The sequence below is a fragment of the Pseudomonas sp. GL-R-26 genome (assembly GCF_019947365.1).
In the GTDB taxonomy this organism is placed as follows: domain Bacteria; phylum Pseudomonadota; class Gammaproteobacteria; order Pseudomonadales; family Pseudomonadaceae; genus Aquipseudomonas.
The window spans coordinates 1-15,246 of sequence record NZ_JAGYGI010000018.1 but is presented as its reverse complement, the minus strand read 5'-3'; the positions used below and the strand labels follow the sequence as shown (position 1 = coordinate 15,246).

General features: G+C 58.1%; 25 protein-coding genes and 1 pseudogene. 6 read left to right on the top strand and 20 right to left on the bottom strand.

Annotated features, from left to right (window positions below):
- Positions 1-20: 20 nt before the first annotated feature.
- The 11 genes from KGA96_RS19070 to KGA96_RS19020 form a co-directional block, all read right to left on the bottom strand.
- On the bottom strand, positions 21-287 hold the full coding sequence (locus KGA96_RS19070; RefSeq protein WP_223514305.1) for a DUF1799 domain-containing protein: 267 nt from the start codon (positions 285-287) through the stop codon (positions 21-23).
- 53 nt (positions 288-340) lie between these two features.
- Positions 341-724 (bottom strand): phage tail assembly chaperone, encoded by a 384-nt coding sequence (locus KGA96_RS19065; protein WP_223514303.1) that lies wholly within the window; start codon positions 722-724, stop codon positions 341-343.
- A gap of 9 nt (positions 725-733) precedes the next feature.
- Entirely contained in the window at positions 734-1,381 is a 648-nt protein-coding gene (locus KGA96_RS19060) for a phage tail protein (protein ID WP_223514301.1), read from the bottom strand.
- 69 nt (positions 1,382-1,450) lie between these two features.
- A complete protein-coding gene (locus KGA96_RS19055) occupies positions 1,451-1,867 on the bottom strand; it encodes a phage tail terminator-like protein (protein ID WP_223514299.1) in 417 nt (138 codons plus the stop codon).
- Positions 1,864-2,460, bottom strand: a complete 597-nt coding sequence (locus tag KGA96_RS19050) for a hypothetical protein (RefSeq protein WP_223514286.1) — start codon at positions 2,458-2,460, stop codon at positions 1,864-1,866. The genes KGA96_RS19055 and KGA96_RS19050 overlap by 4 nt, the downstream gene beginning before the upstream one ends.
- The gene (locus tag KGA96_RS19045) at positions 2,457-2,825 is read right to left on the bottom strand and encodes a hypothetical protein (protein WP_223514283.1); all 369 of its coding nucleotides are present in this window, start codon (positions 2,823-2,825) and stop codon (positions 2,457-2,459) included. The genes KGA96_RS19050 and KGA96_RS19045 overlap by 4 nt, the downstream gene beginning before the upstream one ends.
- A 53-nt stretch (positions 2,826-2,878) precedes the next feature.
- Positions 2,879-3,079, bottom strand: coding sequence for a hypothetical protein (locus tag KGA96_RS19040; protein WP_223514280.1), 201 nt, complete (start codon positions 3,077-3,079; stop codon positions 2,879-2,881).
- Positions 3,080-3,115: 36 nt separating this feature from the next.
- The gene (locus KGA96_RS19035) at positions 3,116-3,619 is read right to left on the bottom strand and encodes a DnaT-like ssDNA-binding protein (RefSeq protein ID WP_223514278.1); all 504 of its coding nucleotides are present in this window, start codon (positions 3,617-3,619) and stop codon (positions 3,116-3,118) included.
- A gap of 63 nt (positions 3,620-3,682) precedes the next feature.
- Positions 3,683-4,255, bottom strand: coding sequence for a hypothetical protein (locus KGA96_RS19030; RefSeq protein ID WP_223514275.1), 573 nt, complete (start codon positions 4,253-4,255; stop codon positions 3,683-3,685).
- 46 nt (positions 4,256-4,301) lie between these two features.
- Positions 4,302-5,252, bottom strand: a complete 951-nt coding sequence (locus KGA96_RS19025) for a major capsid protein (protein ID WP_223514273.1) — start codon at positions 5,250-5,252, stop codon at positions 4,302-4,304.
- 12 nt (positions 5,253-5,264) lie between these two features.
- Entirely contained in the window at positions 5,265-5,993 is a 729-nt protein-coding gene (locus KGA96_RS19020) for a hypothetical protein (RefSeq protein WP_223514272.1), read from the bottom strand.
- A 130-nt stretch (positions 5,994-6,123) separates the two neighbouring features.
- Here KGA96_RS19020 and KGA96_RS19015 point away from each other — a divergent pair, with 130 nt between their 5' ends.
- Positions 6,124-6,621: a hypothetical protein gene (locus KGA96_RS19015; protein ID WP_223514270.1), complete on the top strand. Its 498-nt coding sequence runs from the start codon at positions 6,124-6,126 to the stop codon at positions 6,619-6,621.
- Between the two features lies 1 nt (position 6,622).
- Here KGA96_RS19015 and KGA96_RS19010 read toward each other — a convergent pair whose 3' ends face one another.
- Genes KGA96_RS19010 through KGA96_RS18990 form a run of 5 tightly spaced genes read right to left on the bottom strand, consistent with a single transcriptional unit; the run spans position 6,623 to position 11,516 of the window.
- The gene (locus KGA96_RS19010) at positions 6,623-7,708 is read right to left on the bottom strand and encodes a minor capsid protein (protein ID WP_223514269.1); all 1,086 of its coding nucleotides are present in this window, start codon (positions 7,706-7,708) and stop codon (positions 6,623-6,625) included.
- Entirely contained in the window at positions 7,683-9,101 is a 1,419-nt protein-coding gene (locus KGA96_RS19005) for a DUF4055 domain-containing protein (protein WP_223514267.1), read from the bottom strand. The genes KGA96_RS19010 and KGA96_RS19005 overlap by 26 nt, the downstream gene beginning before the upstream one ends.
- The gene (locus KGA96_RS19000; protein WP_223514265.1) at positions 9,098-10,420 is read right to left on the bottom strand and encodes a terminase; all 1,323 of its coding nucleotides are present in this window, start codon (positions 10,418-10,420) and stop codon (positions 9,098-9,100) included. Before KGA96_RS19000 ends, KGA96_RS19005 begins: the two co-directional genes overlap by 4 nt.
- On the bottom strand, positions 10,395-10,871 hold the full coding sequence (locus tag KGA96_RS18995) for a DUF2280 domain-containing protein (protein WP_223514264.1): 477 nt from the start codon (positions 10,869-10,871) through the stop codon (positions 10,395-10,397). Before KGA96_RS18995 ends, KGA96_RS19000 begins: the two co-directional genes overlap by 26 nt.
- A 30-nt stretch (positions 10,872-10,901) precedes the next feature.
- A complete protein-coding gene (locus KGA96_RS18990; protein WP_223514261.1) occupies positions 10,902-11,516 on the bottom strand; it encodes a putative metallopeptidase in 615 nt (204 codons plus the stop codon).
- Positions 11,517-11,590: 74 nt separating this feature from the next.
- Here KGA96_RS18990 and KGA96_RS18985 point away from each other — a divergent pair, with 74 nt between their 5' ends.
- Positions 11,591-11,800: a hypothetical protein gene (locus KGA96_RS18985; protein ID WP_223514258.1), complete on the top strand. Its 210-nt coding sequence runs from the start codon at positions 11,591-11,593 to the stop codon at positions 11,798-11,800.
- Between the two features lie 31 nt (positions 11,801-11,831).
- On the opposite strand, the gene KGA96_RS18980 is transcribed toward KGA96_RS18985, so the two are convergent.
- Positions 11,832-12,089, bottom strand: coding sequence for a hypothetical protein (locus KGA96_RS18980; RefSeq protein ID WP_223514256.1), 258 nt, complete (start codon positions 12,087-12,089; stop codon positions 11,832-11,834).
- A gap of 188 nt (positions 12,090-12,277) precedes the next feature.
- Here KGA96_RS18980 and KGA96_RS18975 point away from each other — a divergent pair, with 188 nt between their 5' ends.
- Positions 12,278-12,460: a hypothetical protein gene (locus KGA96_RS18975; protein ID WP_223514253.1), complete on the top strand. Its 183-nt coding sequence runs from the start codon at positions 12,278-12,280 to the stop codon at positions 12,458-12,460.
- A gap of 117 nt (positions 12,461-12,577) precedes the next feature.
- Here KGA96_RS18975 and KGA96_RS18970 read toward each other — a convergent pair whose 3' ends face one another.
- Together KGA96_RS18970 and KGA96_RS18965 are read right to left on the bottom strand one after the other, a co-directional pair.
- Entirely contained in the window at positions 12,578-12,772 is a 195-nt protein-coding gene (locus tag KGA96_RS18970) for a hypothetical protein (RefSeq protein WP_223514251.1), read from the bottom strand.
- Between the two features lie 10 nt (positions 12,773-12,782).
- Complete coding sequence (locus KGA96_RS18965; RefSeq protein WP_223514245.1) at positions 12,783-13,205, bottom strand: hypothetical protein; 423 nt, start codon at positions 13,203-13,205, stop codon at positions 12,783-12,785.
- Positions 13,206-13,451: 246 nt separating this feature from the next.
- On the opposite strand from KGA96_RS18965, the gene KGA96_RS18960 reads away from it, so the two are divergent.
- From KGA96_RS18960 to KGA96_RS18950, 3 genes are all read left to right on the top strand, one after another.
- Complete coding sequence (locus KGA96_RS18960; protein WP_072458260.1) at positions 13,452-13,631, top strand: type II toxin-antitoxin system HicA family toxin; 180 nt, start codon at positions 13,452-13,454, stop codon at positions 13,629-13,631.
- 51 nt (positions 13,632-13,682) lie between these two features.
- Positions 13,683-14,108, top strand: coding sequence for a type II toxin-antitoxin system HicB family antitoxin (locus tag KGA96_RS18955; RefSeq protein WP_223514242.1), 426 nt, complete (start codon positions 13,683-13,685; stop codon positions 14,106-14,108).
- A 273-nt stretch (positions 14,109-14,381) separates the two neighbouring features.
- Entirely contained in the window at positions 14,382-14,909 is a 528-nt protein-coding gene (locus KGA96_RS18950; RefSeq protein ID WP_223514240.1) for a DUF6998 domain-containing protein, read from the top strand.
- Positions 14,910-15,068: 159 nt separating this feature from the next.
- Here KGA96_RS18950 and KGA96_RS18945 read toward each other — a convergent pair.
- Positions 15,069-15,246, bottom strand: a pseudogene (locus KGA96_RS18945) (group II intron reverse transcriptase/maturase); the annotation flags it as partial.

The window sequence follows — 15,246 nt, the reverse complement described above, 5'->3', positions numbered from 1 at the left end:
CCTTGAATATGTGCCCGTTTTCACGGGCTGTTGTCACGGGCTTCAGCCATAACCGCGATGGCTTCCGACTCCATGACGCGAATGTCCTGAAACACGCCGGGGCGATCCTTCGCCGGGATGCCGACGAGCTTCATCACATTGGGCAGAACGCCGTAATCGAGGCCGGTTGCGCCGCATGCGCCGGTACGCCACTGGGTCCCCATCGAATCCATGACGAGGAAGGACGGCCAGTTATCCGGCCAGACTTCAATGGAGTCATCGATATCCGCCGGAGAAAGCCCGAACACCGAAAGGACATCGGAATCAGTGGTCTGCTCGTACAGCGCGCGTGCGACGTCGGTCAGTTTCCCAGGCGGGCCTTGCCGAACGCTTCGCTATAGGCCTTCACGACAGCATCCGACACGCCAACACAACTCTTCACCAGGGCAGTGATCGAGTCGTCACTGAGTTTGTCACCAAAGCCCCAAGACACAACGAGATCCTTGATCTGGTCGACGCCTTGCTCGACTTCGGCTGCGGTGATTTCAACAAGCGTTGGCTCTATCCCTTTGAAACGCTCGCCGAGGTCATTTGCCTTCTGCTTCCAACTGTCGAAGAGCTCAGCCAAAGCAGTGCGGTCGCGATACTTGAACGTGAACGGAACCATTGCCGGGTTGCCACCTACCTGCGGAATGGGCACATCGACGGTAAACGTCGGCTTCGGTGCGATGGAAAACTTTGCCATGAGAATTCCTTACGACAGGTAGCGGGTGGGTTCAGCCTGCAACGCTAGGTTGACGGTGCGGGTCAGCAGGTTGTTGCGCGATACCGCCGGCTGCTTCGAGAACGAGGTGTACGCGCCGTAGAGAACGGTATCGGTACCTGGAAGGTTCATCCGTGCAGCCTGGATCTTCTTGCCCGCATCTGCTGCGAGCAGCACAGCGTTGAAAGCCTGGGCCGGATCATCGGCAATGGTCAGCGCCATGCTCGCAGCAGATTTATCAGTCGGGATTTGCTTGCCTTGGTCGTCTTCGAGGAAAACCACGTCCAGGTAGTTTTGCTCTCCACCGGAGAACGCGACGTCAGTCACTTGCGGGATCTGCACCCAGGTGAGGACCTTCTTCAGAGTGCCAACACCACCGCCAGCCGGATAGACCTGGATGTCGGACGTATCGATGCCTTCGAGAGTGGTCGCCGTTGCAGTGGCCGCTTTGACTCGCACTACACGGTTGTTCAGGCGGCTCCAGCCAGCAGTGACCAAGACGACGTCACCTGCTGCCAATGTGCTGCCTACCACCGTGGCAACTGCTTCTGTGGCATTGGACATCGCAGTGAATGGCAGCTCGGCGGCGTAGGTTGCACCGTGCTGGATGGTTGCGCCGTTGGGGAGTTTGTAGCCCATTGGTTTTTCCTCTTTGCAGAAATGACAAAACCCGCTCAATGGCGGGTTCCGGGTTGCCCAACGGGCGAATTAGTTGGTGTCGGCGCGGTACATGAACGAGACAGGCACCGCAAAGGTGGTGTCGTCAGAAATGCCTGGTCCAGGGTCAACCGGCGTCATGGTCACGACGGTCAGCGCACCCTTCGTGTTGCGCTCGTACAGCGGGAACAGTGCGGCAATCTGATCAGCCAGCGCGCCGGCCGCGCCGCGGTACTTGCCCGAAGGCGTCACGATGCTGACCTGAAATAAGCCGGTGTACAGCTTGTGGTCGCCGCCGAGCGTGTTGCTTGCGGTGTCGGCTGGTAGCGTGAACGCCTTCAGGTAGGTGGCGCCGTCGACGGGCGTATATGCCTCATTCTCGACTACGACCTTCAGCGGTACCGGCAAAGCCTTCGCCCAGTTGATCAGCTTGGTTTCGAAGATCGACGCGATGATGTTGTGGCTCATACCTGGTTGTTCCTAATGGCCTCCTGCACGATCTGCTGGAAGCGGGCCACGGTGATGCGGACCATGCCGCCGGGTGCTTGGGTCGAATGCCCGAACTCCAGCGGAATCGCATAACCAAGGCTGTTGGTGATGTAGCAGGTGTCGCCTGCTTTGAACTCAATCGCACCGGCAACGATTCTCGCCGTTGATTTGGCTCCACTTGGGTCTACCTCTTCGGTCGTGGTGCTATCCGGTGCGCCGATGCTGAACATCCAGTTCCCGCGGAACCGGCCGCCGACGTAGCCACTCGGCGCGGAGATGTCCATGCCGTCGTTCAGCTTGCGTCCGGGCTTCAACCGCCCCGCCTTCGTCAGATTGGCCGGGTCGCTGCGCAAATCGCTGTTGTGATCGTCTACGGCCTTGTTGTACTGACGGGCCACAGTGTTCTGCGCCCATATCTCAGGGTTGCCCACCGGTGACATCCGGATAACGCTGCTACCGACCTCGATGATGATCTCGCGCAAGCTTGCATCGATGGCTTCCGTAGCCTGGGCTGCGAACTCAGCAAGGCTCAGTGCGAAGCTGCCGGACTGGCCGGCGCCGGCGCGACTCATGACCGCACCTGCAGCTCGTACAGTATCGGTGTGCCGGCCGGGTTGATCTCTTTCAGCGGCGGAACGATTGACCACGTGCGACCCTGAACGATGACCTTGTTGAGCAGATCTGGCGTCCACTCCAGCCCCTGCGCGGCGACCTTAAGCTTCTTGTCGCCCTGCTTGACGAGGCTGTTGTTCTGGAATTCTTGGCCGGTGAAGTCGAGCAGTATGCCTTGGGCGGTCTGCTCGGTGATGGTGTCAGGCGGTGCGGTACCAGTGTCCGGGTCGTACTCGCCAACAGTGATCATCCGGATGGTCACGGGCTGGCCAAACTCTGTGATCATCTCCAGAGCCATCACGGCCATTTCGTCGTAAAAGGCCATAGTGTGGGCTCCAGATGTGAAAAGCCCAGCGCAGCGGCTGGGCATGAACTCAATTACTCTCGATCAGGGTTCGGTTTTTGCTGCTTTAAAAAACCAGCTTTCTGCAGCCAAATATCCAACATCCGATCCGCATAATCAGCGGCTTCGAGTGCTGCTGCTGCCGGGCTCAAGTCGCTTTTTGCGATAATAATTGCCCCTAAAGCTTCCTGGCTATACCGCGTCCATGCTTCAAGTCTTGGCGAAAAATCTGCCATTTTAGAACTCCATTCTATTGAAGTTCGAAACGTACTCTAAGCACGGACAGCAAACAACCCGCGCCGCTGCAGATAATCAGCAAACTGCGTGGCGCTCGGTCGATCCGGTGCCGCTGGCAGCAGCCGGCCGCTTGTGTTCGGAATCGTTGCGTACTCGCGAGTCACCGCCCCTTCAACACGCTCCAACGTCACTGCGCCTTTGCGTTTTTCGATAGGGTCGATGTCGTCCTGATGAATCTCGGCGGCCAAGGCCATCTGGCCATACTGGATCCGCGCTGGCAGATAGTTGTCGGGCTTGATCTCGTAGTCCAGCTCGACGCCACGGCGCGGCCAAGACAGGGCCTGCTCGCTGCTGGTCTTGCGCCCCTTCCAGGTCATCCCATCCATCGCCAAGGCGGCCCGGCGAAGCAGTGCTTCTTGCGCGACAGCATCGGCAGGAATGACCACGCCGAACTTCAGGGCGTACATGACCAGGTCCTCGGCGCTCGCGTAACTTTCGGCGTCTGGCTTGCCGGTGCCGTCCTCGATGATGAGTGTCATGGATCGACTCGCTGGATTGAATTTTGAATGATTGGCCGCCGGGGTTACCGACAGCCAGCAGTATCACGCCTTGGGCAGATCAGCGACGAGCTTTTCCAAGGATTCTTTCGAGGCGTTGGCCCGGTAAGGCACGCTGGCCGCGTCGAGTTTAGCCTTCATGGCTTCGACTTCCGCGCCCTCGCCCGTCTTCAACCCCTCAAGTTCGTTGCGCAGCGTCTGGTTTTCCGCTGCGAGATCATCGCGCGCATCAGACAGTTCAGCCATTTGCAGGCGGATGCCGTCGAGCGCATGAAACAGGCGAATTGCGAGTTCGCCGACTTCTGGCTTTTCAATTTCGCCAGCGTCGAGCCCGTCGATCACAGCCCGGACGGTATCGCTTTCGATGCGCAACTTTCCGACCAGTGCTTCCAGTTCGGCCGTGTTATCGCCAGTTTCAACAACCAGCACCTGGCGCGGCTCAGCCTCTATCGCCGTCACTTCGACGCCGACACGCTCGTACGCTTCAACCACCTTCGGCCATTCGCCGACAACGACAACACCAGTCACGCCAGCTTCTGGGCGGTCGAAGTGCTCCGGGTTGCGATAACGCTTATCTGGGTCAAAGCCGGAGCTTTGAGTGGAATAGATGAGTTCCATGGAAATCTCCGTGGCGGCCATTTCTGGCCGCCGTCAGGGGTGAGCCTTAAGGCGTGGTCGTCAGGGTGATCATCACGCCGGCGGTGACCTTATTGCTGTCGGAGTGCTTGACCCAGTTGGCAGCCGAACCAACGGCGGCCAGCGTCGGGTTTGCGCCGCCGACGGCGTCCTTCCAGCTGTAACCCAGCACGTCGATGTTGACGGTGCCCTCGGCGCGGTAGCCGATACCGAGGTTTTCTTCGTCGTCCACGTTGTACGAGCGGAAGCCTGGGGCCTGGGACTCGGTGATTACCACAGCGTTCGGCAGCAGGCCGAAGATCACGTCCGCCGGAGCGGTGTCGGTCACCAGCACTGGTTTGCCCAGGGTGCCCGGCAGACCGCCGTAGATCACGACGCCGGCTTCTTCGTAGACCTTGCTGGCAATGGCCTCATCGACGATGTCGAAGTAAGCGCTGGAGTGCATGACCCACAAGGCAATGCGGCCGAACTTGTCGCCGAACTTGCGCATGCCACGGGTCAGGGTCTTCTTGCCGTCGGTTTCGATGTTGGCGGTGACCACCATGCCGGCGTTGGAACTGATGGCGGCACGCAATGCAGCGGTGGCGTACTGGATAAAGCCTTCCAGGGTAGCGTCGGCCACATCGGCGCCGATGATCTGGGAGAACTCTTCGACCGGACGACCGCGACGCTTGAACGCCTCTTCAGTGGTTTGGTACGGGCCGTACTTCCACGGGGCCTTGACGCCCACCGCCTCGCCCGCGCCGATCTTCTTGGCGGTCACCTTGCCGACGGAATTGACGTCGCGGTGCTCCAGCGAGCCGCCGATCTTGTAGAACGAACGCTTGCGGAAGTCGCCTTCGATCAGTTCGTTGTCGAGAACGATCGCGCCGTTGGACGAGGCGTTGAACACATCGAGGTTGTCCTGGACACGCTCCAGGTATGCGGTTTGCGCCTCATCGTTGTAGATGATCAGGTCGCTGTTTACGGTTGTAGCCATGAGTGAGTCCCCTTACTTGGGCAATGCGAGGTATGCGGTTTGGCCGTGCTTGCGCTGGAAATCGCGCTTTTGCTCGGAGGTCATTTCGGAGCGTTTAAATGCAGCCTGGCCGCCACCCCCGCCCGGGGCTTGTGTCCCTGAAGCCCTTGGCCACAGGTGAGGCGCGCTTTCGCGCAGTGATTCCGCCCATTCGAGCGGAGTCAGTGGGGTTTTGCCGTCTTTGCCGAGGATGGTCTGGCCAGACTCATCGACGGCGACGGCTTCGCCCTCGTCATTCAGTGAGAACACGCCCTTGGCGCGCAGGATGATGTCGTCGGTTGCTTCGGGCAGAGCGCCGGCTTTCAGTGCTGCGCCGCGCACCGAGTCGCCCAGGACTTTGCCCTGGAACTTGGCTGCAAAGGCTTCAGCCTTCTCGGCGCGCACGGTGATGGCCTTCAATTGCTTGTCGGTGTCGGCGCGCAAACGTTCCGTGCGCCGGTTGAAGACTTCGTCCACCTTGCCCTCTGTCAGCAGCTTGGTTTCTTCGTCTTGGCCGGCCCGACTCAGCAGCCCTTTGACGGCGTCGATGTCTATGCCCTCAAACTGAGTTTCGAACTGGGTCAGCTTACCGGTAGCGTCTTTCAGCTTGCCCAGCAGCTCCGTGTTCTTGGTTTTCAGGCCCGAGACGGATGCTTCAACGGCAGTCGCGATAGCGACCTTGATTGCCGGGTTTTCCAGGTCGATTTCGTTTTCGTCTGCCACGTTGATGTACCCCTTGGGTATGTGTTGCCCGCTTTGCAGGCACAAAAAAGCCCGCTAATCGCGGGCGCATTTAATTAGAATCTGTGCTCATGATTGTCGAAGTACAGAAGACTGGTCGGATAGGAATCCAATGAGCGAATCTGCTAACACTAATAAATTCAGCATAATCTTCCCTGTTGTGTGCACCTTGGTTGGGGTGTTTGCCTCAAGCACATTCACATGGCTGACCAGCTACCAAACAGCATCACTGAGCCAGAAAACTGCATGTGTTCAGCGAATAGATATGCAGGAAAAATTACTTAGGGAAAAAGGCGAGAACTTTCTTTCCGCGATGGGCGACATGGTCAATTATTCGATTTTCGCAAAAACATCTACGAAGCAGGAACTGGCGGAAAACGCAGGACCGCTAATGAAGGCGGGTATCGTGATGTCCGCGTATGCACCGCCGGAACTTGGTCTCAGATCGATGATGATTTCCAACTCTGTACGTGCTGGCTCGCTCGCTTCAATGCATAAGTTCGATGAGGACGCCGCATTAGGAACAATCGGCGACTCATTTGGAAAATGGCACTCCGCTTATTACGAAGCCCTAAGCGCACTGGACAGGCAGCGTCAAAAATGTTTATGACTCAGATACCGGAACGCTCGAAAGCCAGAGGCTCAAGACCTTTCATTTGCGCCAACGTAAGCGGAGCGAAATTGCGATCAAGCTGCAGTTCTGCGAAGCGCTCGATGCTCAGGCCTCCCTCGCGAAACAGCTTTGCCCGCATCGGCCCTATCGCCACGTCCTGGAATGAAGCTGGCTGCTGCTGAAGCCAGTGGTAATAGTCGAGGTTTGCACTGACTTGCCCTGCTCCGTCAGCCCCCACAGATGCCCGAGTAGCACCCTTGGAGAACATCTCGCTCAGTTTGGTCAGCAAGATAAATGTGGTTCGACAGTTCGGATGGAACGGTGGGCGCGGCCCGGAATCGACCGGGAAACGTCGCTTATCCATTGATCGGCATTGCTGACTGGTCTTGCTGTCCAGCGTGGCAACCATCTCGATCTCGGACACGATGTCCGTGTTGGCCTTGGCCACCTCCATGCGCGCCTGAGACGACACATGCTGTATCGCGGTGTGTACGACCGTGCTCGCGTTGCGGTTGGTGGTGGCGAGGATGCCGTCCTTGTAGCCCGCAGCCTTGGTTCCACGGATATTACGGATGATCTGGAAGTTCGTTTGCCCTTCGAAGAAGCCTTGCCGAATCGTGCCGGTGACCCGGTCGCGCTCAGCACCGGTCCAACCCTTGATGAACGACTTCAGTAGCCTCCCGCCACCGGTACCGCGCACGCTGAGCGGATTCATCAGCACCGCCGCTCTGATGGCGGTTGCCGTGGGCGCCACCACATCGAGTGAAACTCCGACCGGCGCCGATCTCGCGAGGCTGGTCGCTTCGAATTCAGCCTCGTAGTTGGCGATGTCGATTAGGTCGAGGTTCAGTTGCGTACTGAAGCGGTCGAAGATGCCCAGCAGCAGACCGTCGACCTCCTTCAGCAGCGCTTCCAGGCGCTTGACGTTGTACTCGGTCAGGTCCGATTGGGTGAGCCGGTCGCGGATCGAACGGTCGATCTCCTTCAGGAAGGGGGCGAACTTGCCCACCTCCCCCGCCTTCAGCTTTTCGAGGAAGACCGCATGCCGGATCGTGGCGTCAAGGATTGCTTGGTTTGCCGCCATTTGGTGTTACCTCATCATCCAGGCCCAGGCCATCGCTCTGCTCTTCCAGCTCGCCGTCGATCTGTTGGTCGGTGCGCTCTGGTGCAATCAGCCCAAGCTTGCGTAGGTACGCTCGAAGGTCCGCTTTCGCAAAGCCGCCGTTCTGCCACAAACCCACCAAGGCCGTGATCATCTGCGGATCTGCCGTCAGCTCGACGAACTCTTGATTGACCTGGTAGGCGACCTTCTTGTCGACGATGCCCATGTAGGCGCAGCACCACATGATTGCCCTGGTGTAGGCCTCGCTGATGTTCGCCACGCACCCAGCCAGCACCGATGTCGAGGCTGACTGATCACCGCGCGACTCTGTGGCAGTCTTAGTCGCAAGTGACGCAACCACCATCCGGGCGCCCAGCTCGATCATCATTTGGTTCTTGTCGCCCATGGCCTCTTTGACCAGCGTGTTTGGCGCAGGCTGGGCGTACCCAAGGGCCCCTCCAGCAGGTAGTAGCATCGGCGCACGCGATCCAACGTAAATGCCGTTTTTCTCAAGATGATCGCGCCAAGCCTCATCAAGCCCGGAGATAAATGGCTGAGCCTGCCCGCACCAGAAGACGCTGTCTTCATAGTCGGCACTGTTCCGGTAATGGCCCATGTTGATCATGGCGATGTCGTAGAGCGGAGACTCGTCGATGCTTGGATCGTTGTTCTGTGCGCCGACGAAGGTGAACGGTATCTCCTTGAGACGCCCGGTGACTCCTTCCGGCCTGAACTCTTTGGTGACCGCCAGTGGCCCGCCACCTTTCGGCCCAGACCGGCGCCAAACGCGACAAACGAAACCGTCATCCTCCAGAGCCAATTCCCGGTATTGCTCAACAGTCTTGAACCCGAAGCCTTCAGGGATCTCAGGCGATTCGCGCAACACCACCAGGGTCAGCACGCTGTGTCCGTTAACCATGCCCGTGCGCCAGTTGATGATGTCCTCGGCGCAGTAGGAAAGGATCACCGAGTGCCCGCCGACACCATTGTCTTGGTGATAGTCGACGTACAGACCGTGCCGACCAGCCTCAAGCACCTTCTCAAGCGTGCCTTGTGAGTGCTGGTAAATACTCACCCCGGAACCGTTAGCGTTGTCCTGCAGGTATTCCAACTTCTTCGGCACCGTAAGTGTCGGGTCTTTGTGGAAGGCCAAGCCCATCAATCCGTTACGTGTGTGTCCGGTGGCGTTCTTGAATACCGCCCGCTCGCGATAGGCCTTGTTCCGGTCTACGTTCTCAGGCGACTTGTCGTGAGAGTTGATGTACGGCAGTCGGTCGACAACCCGGTGCTGACCGGCGCAGACGTCGCGAACGGTTGCCCAGCGGTCCAAAACTGCCGTGTATTCCGCCCGCTTGAAGGAGACGTCGTTGCTCATCGGGCGTATCCCATTTTAATAGAGGTGACGATCGCTTTGATCGGATAACGCTTGGCGATGAAGTAGCCGGCCGCGTCGTTCATGTGGTCGTGACCCTTTTTCGGATCCTTGTCCGGCTCGCCCTTGTCGGTGTAGGTCTGTCGCTCCAGGCACAAGGTGAGCTGAGGGCACTGGTCAATGTTGACCTTCAGTCGTCGCTCGCCGTAGGCGTTCAGGAACATGGCGTTCACCGAGTTCACTCGGTCTTTCACGCCAGGGTTTGTGGAGTCGACGATCACCGTGAACTTTGCTTTTTTCAGCAGAGACAAGTCGGACTCGCTCGCGTTTTTGCTGCTGGTGTTCTGCCCGCTGGCGTCGGGATAGACCGCCACCGAGTGACCTGGGAACCGTGTCTGAATCTTCTCGATCATCTCAGGCGTGTCCCGAACACCGTGAAACTCGTCCAGGGCCATCGGCAGATCGTTACGCACGACATAGACGACGGCCGCCATCTTCATGACGTTGAAGTCCATGCCGATGTGCAACGCCTCGCCCGGCTTGATTCGCTCGCTGGTTCGGCACTCGTCGCGATTGAACGTGTAGTAGACGACACCCGCGTAGTTCTCGAAGCCAGCCTCATACTCTTGCCGGAAGGTGCGTGGATCCATCTTCCTGCGGGCTGCCTCCAGCTCTTCAGGAGGAACGTTGCCGCCTTGTAACGAGGTGTACTGCCAGCTCTTGTGGTCCGGCTCGCCGCCTGGTTTGCCGTCTAGATAAGTGTCGTAGCAGTGGTTGAAGCCCTTCGGAGTGCCAATGCGCAGAGCATGTCCGCCCTTGCGCATACCAACGCCTGGAATCTGGTACTGACAAGTCGATAGCATCGGCCGCAGCACTTCTTCCCACGCCGCCCACGGGCAGTCTGCCCATTCATCCACCAGGACGAAGAACAGGCCGGAGCCCCGCAGGTTGTCATAGTTGTCGAGCCCCACCACGCGCATGACGTGGCCGGACCTGAGGGTGATTGAGCATTCCGTCTCGTTCGGGCGGTGTGCACGCCACGCCTCAGGGATGGCCTGTTTCAGGCGCCGCCAGAACACGCGCTTGGCCTGTTTGAAGGTGGGTGCACCGTACCAGATCTCATCCTCGACGCTCACGCCCCACTCCGCAGCAAGGCGAGCGGCGCGGCGCATCTCGGCCTTGCCCAGGAACGTCTTGCCGAACCGGCGGCCACACACCGCATCACGGAAGCGGGCCTCAGGTTGGAATCCCCAGCAGTAAATGTTCGCCTGCTTGGGCGTCAGTTTTACCGGCGGGTCAAAGGTGCGGGGTAGTCGGGACATTCTCGTCTGGCTCCAGCGTGTACTCTGCAACTGCGTGCTGCTGGTCCGCCTGGGAGCCCAGAGGTTTCTCAGGTTCAAGGCGACGATTCACGTATACGTCACCGACTTCTTTGGCGGCTTGCTCGAGTAACTGGGCAGTGAGCGCCATGTTCTTCATGTTCTCGGCCTTCTCGGCCATGCGGCCCAAGGTGCGGAGCCGATACGCACGATTGGCGATCGGGATCTCCGCCGTCTCTTCGCGAAAGCGCTGACGGGTGTCGTGAAACAAGGTCTGCCACTTCACATGCAGGTTGCGCCCGACGTACTTGGTTGGGTCGTATGCTTCGCACTGCTGGCGAGTGACATCAAGGCCAAATCTCTCTTTGACGGACACCACCACTTGCGACGGCGTGTCAAAGCAGGCGAGCGCCTGTACTACAAAGGCTTTCACCTCGTCTCTGAGTGCGGCCATAAGTGGGCATCCGTCAAAGTACTGTCAAAGTCAGGCCGACTTGAGCAGACAGGTTCCGCAGGCCCTCGATATGTTCAATTTCCCCACCTCGGCAGGCTTGTTCGCAGCCTCTACCAACTCCTGCACGTCAGGGCTCGCACCGTAGCGGCGAACCACACCGACGAACTCCTCGACGTCATGGCCGCGCATCTCAAGCTTGGGCAATCCTTCCTGCGTGAACTTGGGGGCGCCGTACTGATCCTTCGCCTGGGCGATGTGGTACAGCTCATGTTCGACCAGGGCGCAGAAGTCAGCGTCGGAGCACTGAGCGCAGTAATCTGCTGCCAGGGTGATGATGTAGGTCGGCACATCGCCAAACCAATCCATCATCTGCTGCTCCATCCGGGCCTTCTGCCAGCCACCCGCACGGAACGCCACTTGCTCGGCCTGGCCAACCACCGTTCGCCCCTTTTTGCTGAATGCAGCAGATGCCCACATCACGCGAATGTCAGCGTCGATCAGGTGGGCGTGGTCTTCGTTATGAATGCTGCCGGTGTCGAAGAGGATCTCGGCGCTCAACCACTCCCACACATCGGGCGCTGGCATCAGACGGATGCCGAAGTCGGACAGATCAGCGATCGAGGCAGGCGGCATTGGCCGGTTCATGTTTCACCCTGAGCTTGAAATAATGGCAAGTAGCCGGTATTGGTAGGGATCAACTCATCAGCAAGGAAAGCAACATGTCCGAACACTTTAAAAATCTGCGTAGACACACTGGCATGAGCGAGGGTACGGCGGAGGCTCAGCGCGAGGCCGCCGTAGCGGCTGCACTGACACTGATCCAGGCTAAAGTGTCGAACGCGCCCACCAATGGAGGAATACTGGAGGGAGAGATGAACAGCCTGAGCGCGTACGCCGATCAGATCCAGGCAGCACTGAAAGTTAAGTGACCCATCCGTGCCGCACTCACCTGCGGCACACCTACCCTTCTGCGTCTTCCAGGATGATTTCAATCAGCTTCTGTTCGCCAAGCCTGAACAGTGAAAGCGACTGCATGTCATCGGCCATCGGGCCAAATCCGAACACGTCAATGCGACCACTCTCTGAGCGCATGCTAATCACGCCGACCGAGCAGGCTTCTCGCTCACCCGCCTCAAGATCATTGGCTATCTTGCGCAGCGTGCTGACGGCATCTCGCCAACCCTCACGCTGAAAGTTCAAAACCTTCAGTCCAGACATACTCGCCTCGTAACATCTTCTTTATCAAGGGGTTGAGATAAAAGCGAAATCCTTGGAAATATCTGGAAACATAGTGATTTCAATTTGAGATTGAATTGCCATATCCAAGCCCCAGATCAACTCTGTCGCACGAGGGGTGCGCAGGGTGGCGGCAGCCGGTGCCGTGGCATAACTGGGGAGGTATGCTCATGGCTACCAACACGGGCGATGGACACCGCATTGGGTCGGTGAAAGATAGAACCCAAACGCACAACCCGCAGAACGATACGTTTGTGAAGCGAGACACCAATACTGGTCGCTTCATCGACGTAAAGTCCGACGGGACGCCTTTTAAAGGCGTAGCGCACGAAACAGATAAGCGCCGTAAGTAATACCGCTACAGGGCGAGGGTCCTCATACGACCCTCGTTTTAAGCAGTGGCCATAGTGGTCACCATGCTCACTTCAATGTCGCGACACAATTGACTGATTCGCGAAACGTGTCGCGTCCTACTTGCTCAGCTTAGGCTGCAGAATCACCCGGGCAACCATCACCAGGAGGCCCAACACGCCATAGGCCACCGGCGGCAGCACGGCCTGAAGGGACGGCATCAGCTGTTCAGCGATACCCAAGGCAGCAATGGCGCCGCCCGCCTGAACGCTGGTCAGGCTCAGTGCTTGTTTCCAGTTGTCGATCAGTTGCATGAGTGTCCCCTTACGAATTCTGTTGCGGATGTACTGCGTCGGTGACCGTCTTGCGCAGGTCGGCAAGGTCTGTAGCCAACTCGGCCAGATCCTTGTCGCGGCGCTTCTCGGCCCACTTGAACCAGGCGCGCACCAACACCCATGCAGGCAGACCGCACACAAAGATGATGCCGCCCAGGGCGATCACCCCGACGTCGTCGTTCGCCCATGAGCCAAGGCCCAGCCACCGGACGACGAAGGCGCCGCCGCAGATGCTGGATACCGACGTACTGATCATTGCGACGACGAACTCGCGCACGGTCTTGGGCAAAGTCATCGCCATGACGACGACGGCAGCCAAGACAGCGACGAAGCCGAACGCCCCCAGCTTGTACAGTGCGATACCGCCAGCGGCAGTGAGTGGGCCGGGCTCGGACATAGATTGATATCTCATGGCGCCTCGGTATCTCGGCGGTGTGATTGGTCCGGCGCTCCATGCCTTCCTCATCCGCTCGGAGCAAAGACGGGGGCATGGGTGCCAGATACGAAAAGGCCCCCGCGAATGCAGAGGCCTGAATGAGGCCCTCTTTGAGCGAGCCGAAAACAAGCTCAAAAGGGCAAGAAACACTAACACCACAAATTTGTTGTATTACCACAAAAACGTGGTAAACTGGACTCATCCAAACAACGAGGCGAGGTGATGAAGTTCAGCGAGTTCAGGCGATGGTTGAAGGCCCAAGGGGTGACCTTCGAAGCAGGCAAAGGAAGCCACTTCAAAGTCACCGCCCCCAACGGCAACAAGACCACCTTCGCGGATCACGGCAGCAAGGAAATGCCAGAACCGACCCGCAAGGCGATCATTAAACAACTGGGGCTCTGAGAGCCCCTTCACCACATCTGAACGCTGGACGATCACCTCCGAGGAGTGACCATGTACGACTATGCAATCCGCTTTGAGGAAGACAACACACCAGGTCTGGCCGTGTTCTGCCGCGACCTACCAGAGCTGAACAGCTATGGCGACGATGTAGCGCATGCTCTGAGAGAAGCGGTGGACGCCATCGAAACAACATTGTCTATCTACGTAGATGAGCGCCGAGCAATACCGGCAGCGTCTGCACCTCGGGACGGGGAGCACGTGGTGCGGCTGCCTGCGGTCACCGTGGCCAAGATCGTTCTGTGGAACGAGATGATGGTGCGGGATATGCGCAAGGCCGACTTGTGTCGTCTTCTCGGCCTGGCTCAGACCCAGGGTGATCGACTGGTCGACTTTCTGCACACCTCGAAGATGGAAGCCATCGAGAAGGCTTTGGCCGCCTTGGGCAAACGCCTAGTGGTGTCTGTCGAGGCAACCTGAATAGATGCGAGAGTCTTTCCCCTCCGTGCGCCAAAGACCTTTCCAGCGTCGACGCCCCATCGCATCGATCTCGCCAGTCCAGTCTCGCGCCACCCTGCAAGCATGTGAGGTCAGGGTGCGCGGGCTGCTGGTGTTTTCCGTAGCACGGTACTACCGGCTTATCAGTGTCCAGAGCTTCCCGTAAGCTGCAGCAGAAGCTGGCAGTGAAGGGTCAAAAGTGATCAATCACTACAGCGAAGGCTTTACCGGCCCTAAGTTAAAGGACACTCAAGAATGAATCTCACCAACTTGCAAACCAAAGATTTGCTCAAGCTCCAGTCTGATGTGATAGGCGAGCTTAAAAATCGAGGAATCTTGAGAACCATGAACAACCCCACCGGCGACTACGCCGAGTGGTTGGTTGCTTCAGCTCTAGGTTTGAAGCTCGCCAATAACTCAGCAGCAGGTCACGACGCAGAATCTGAATCTGGCAAAAAGATCCAAATAAAAGCGCGTCGGGTAAACCCCAACAACAAATCCAGACAGCTAGGCGTCATACGTAATTTGGAAAAAAACGACTTCGACGAACTGGTTGCAGTGGTTTTTAATGAGTCATACGAGGTAGTTGAAGCCGTATCAATGCCTCACTCAGTAATAGCCGAGTACAGCACGTACAGGAAGCACGTGAACGGCCACATACTGCACCTTCGCGGAGTATTGCTTTCCGACAGTCGCGTTCGTTGCATCCGCGCTGAGTTGAGCGCTTATAGCGATGCACTCACGTTGCTCACAGAGGCCGCCGAAGCAGACCCTTTGGCTTGATCGTCGACGCCCTCTAGCGCAAAGAGATGGGCCCATCAGCCTTTCATCGCCTGGAAGGGCCGCCCCGGGGCAATCCCGGAAATCAGAAATCGAGTAGGAGGCGGATTTACATCCGCCGTCCTCTCACACCACCGTACGTACGGTTCCGTATACGGCGGTTCAGGTTAAGCGGTTAAGCCGGGTTATCGTGTCCAGTATTGAGACCAGCCCGAGTCGATCCCAGAGTTTCTTCGGCAGCGCCTGATTCATATGGGGTGCTCCCGAATTCCACCAAGGGCCTCGACCGTTGAATGCTGAGTGACAAGCACGAGCTTCGTTGAGCCCTAGACGCATCAAG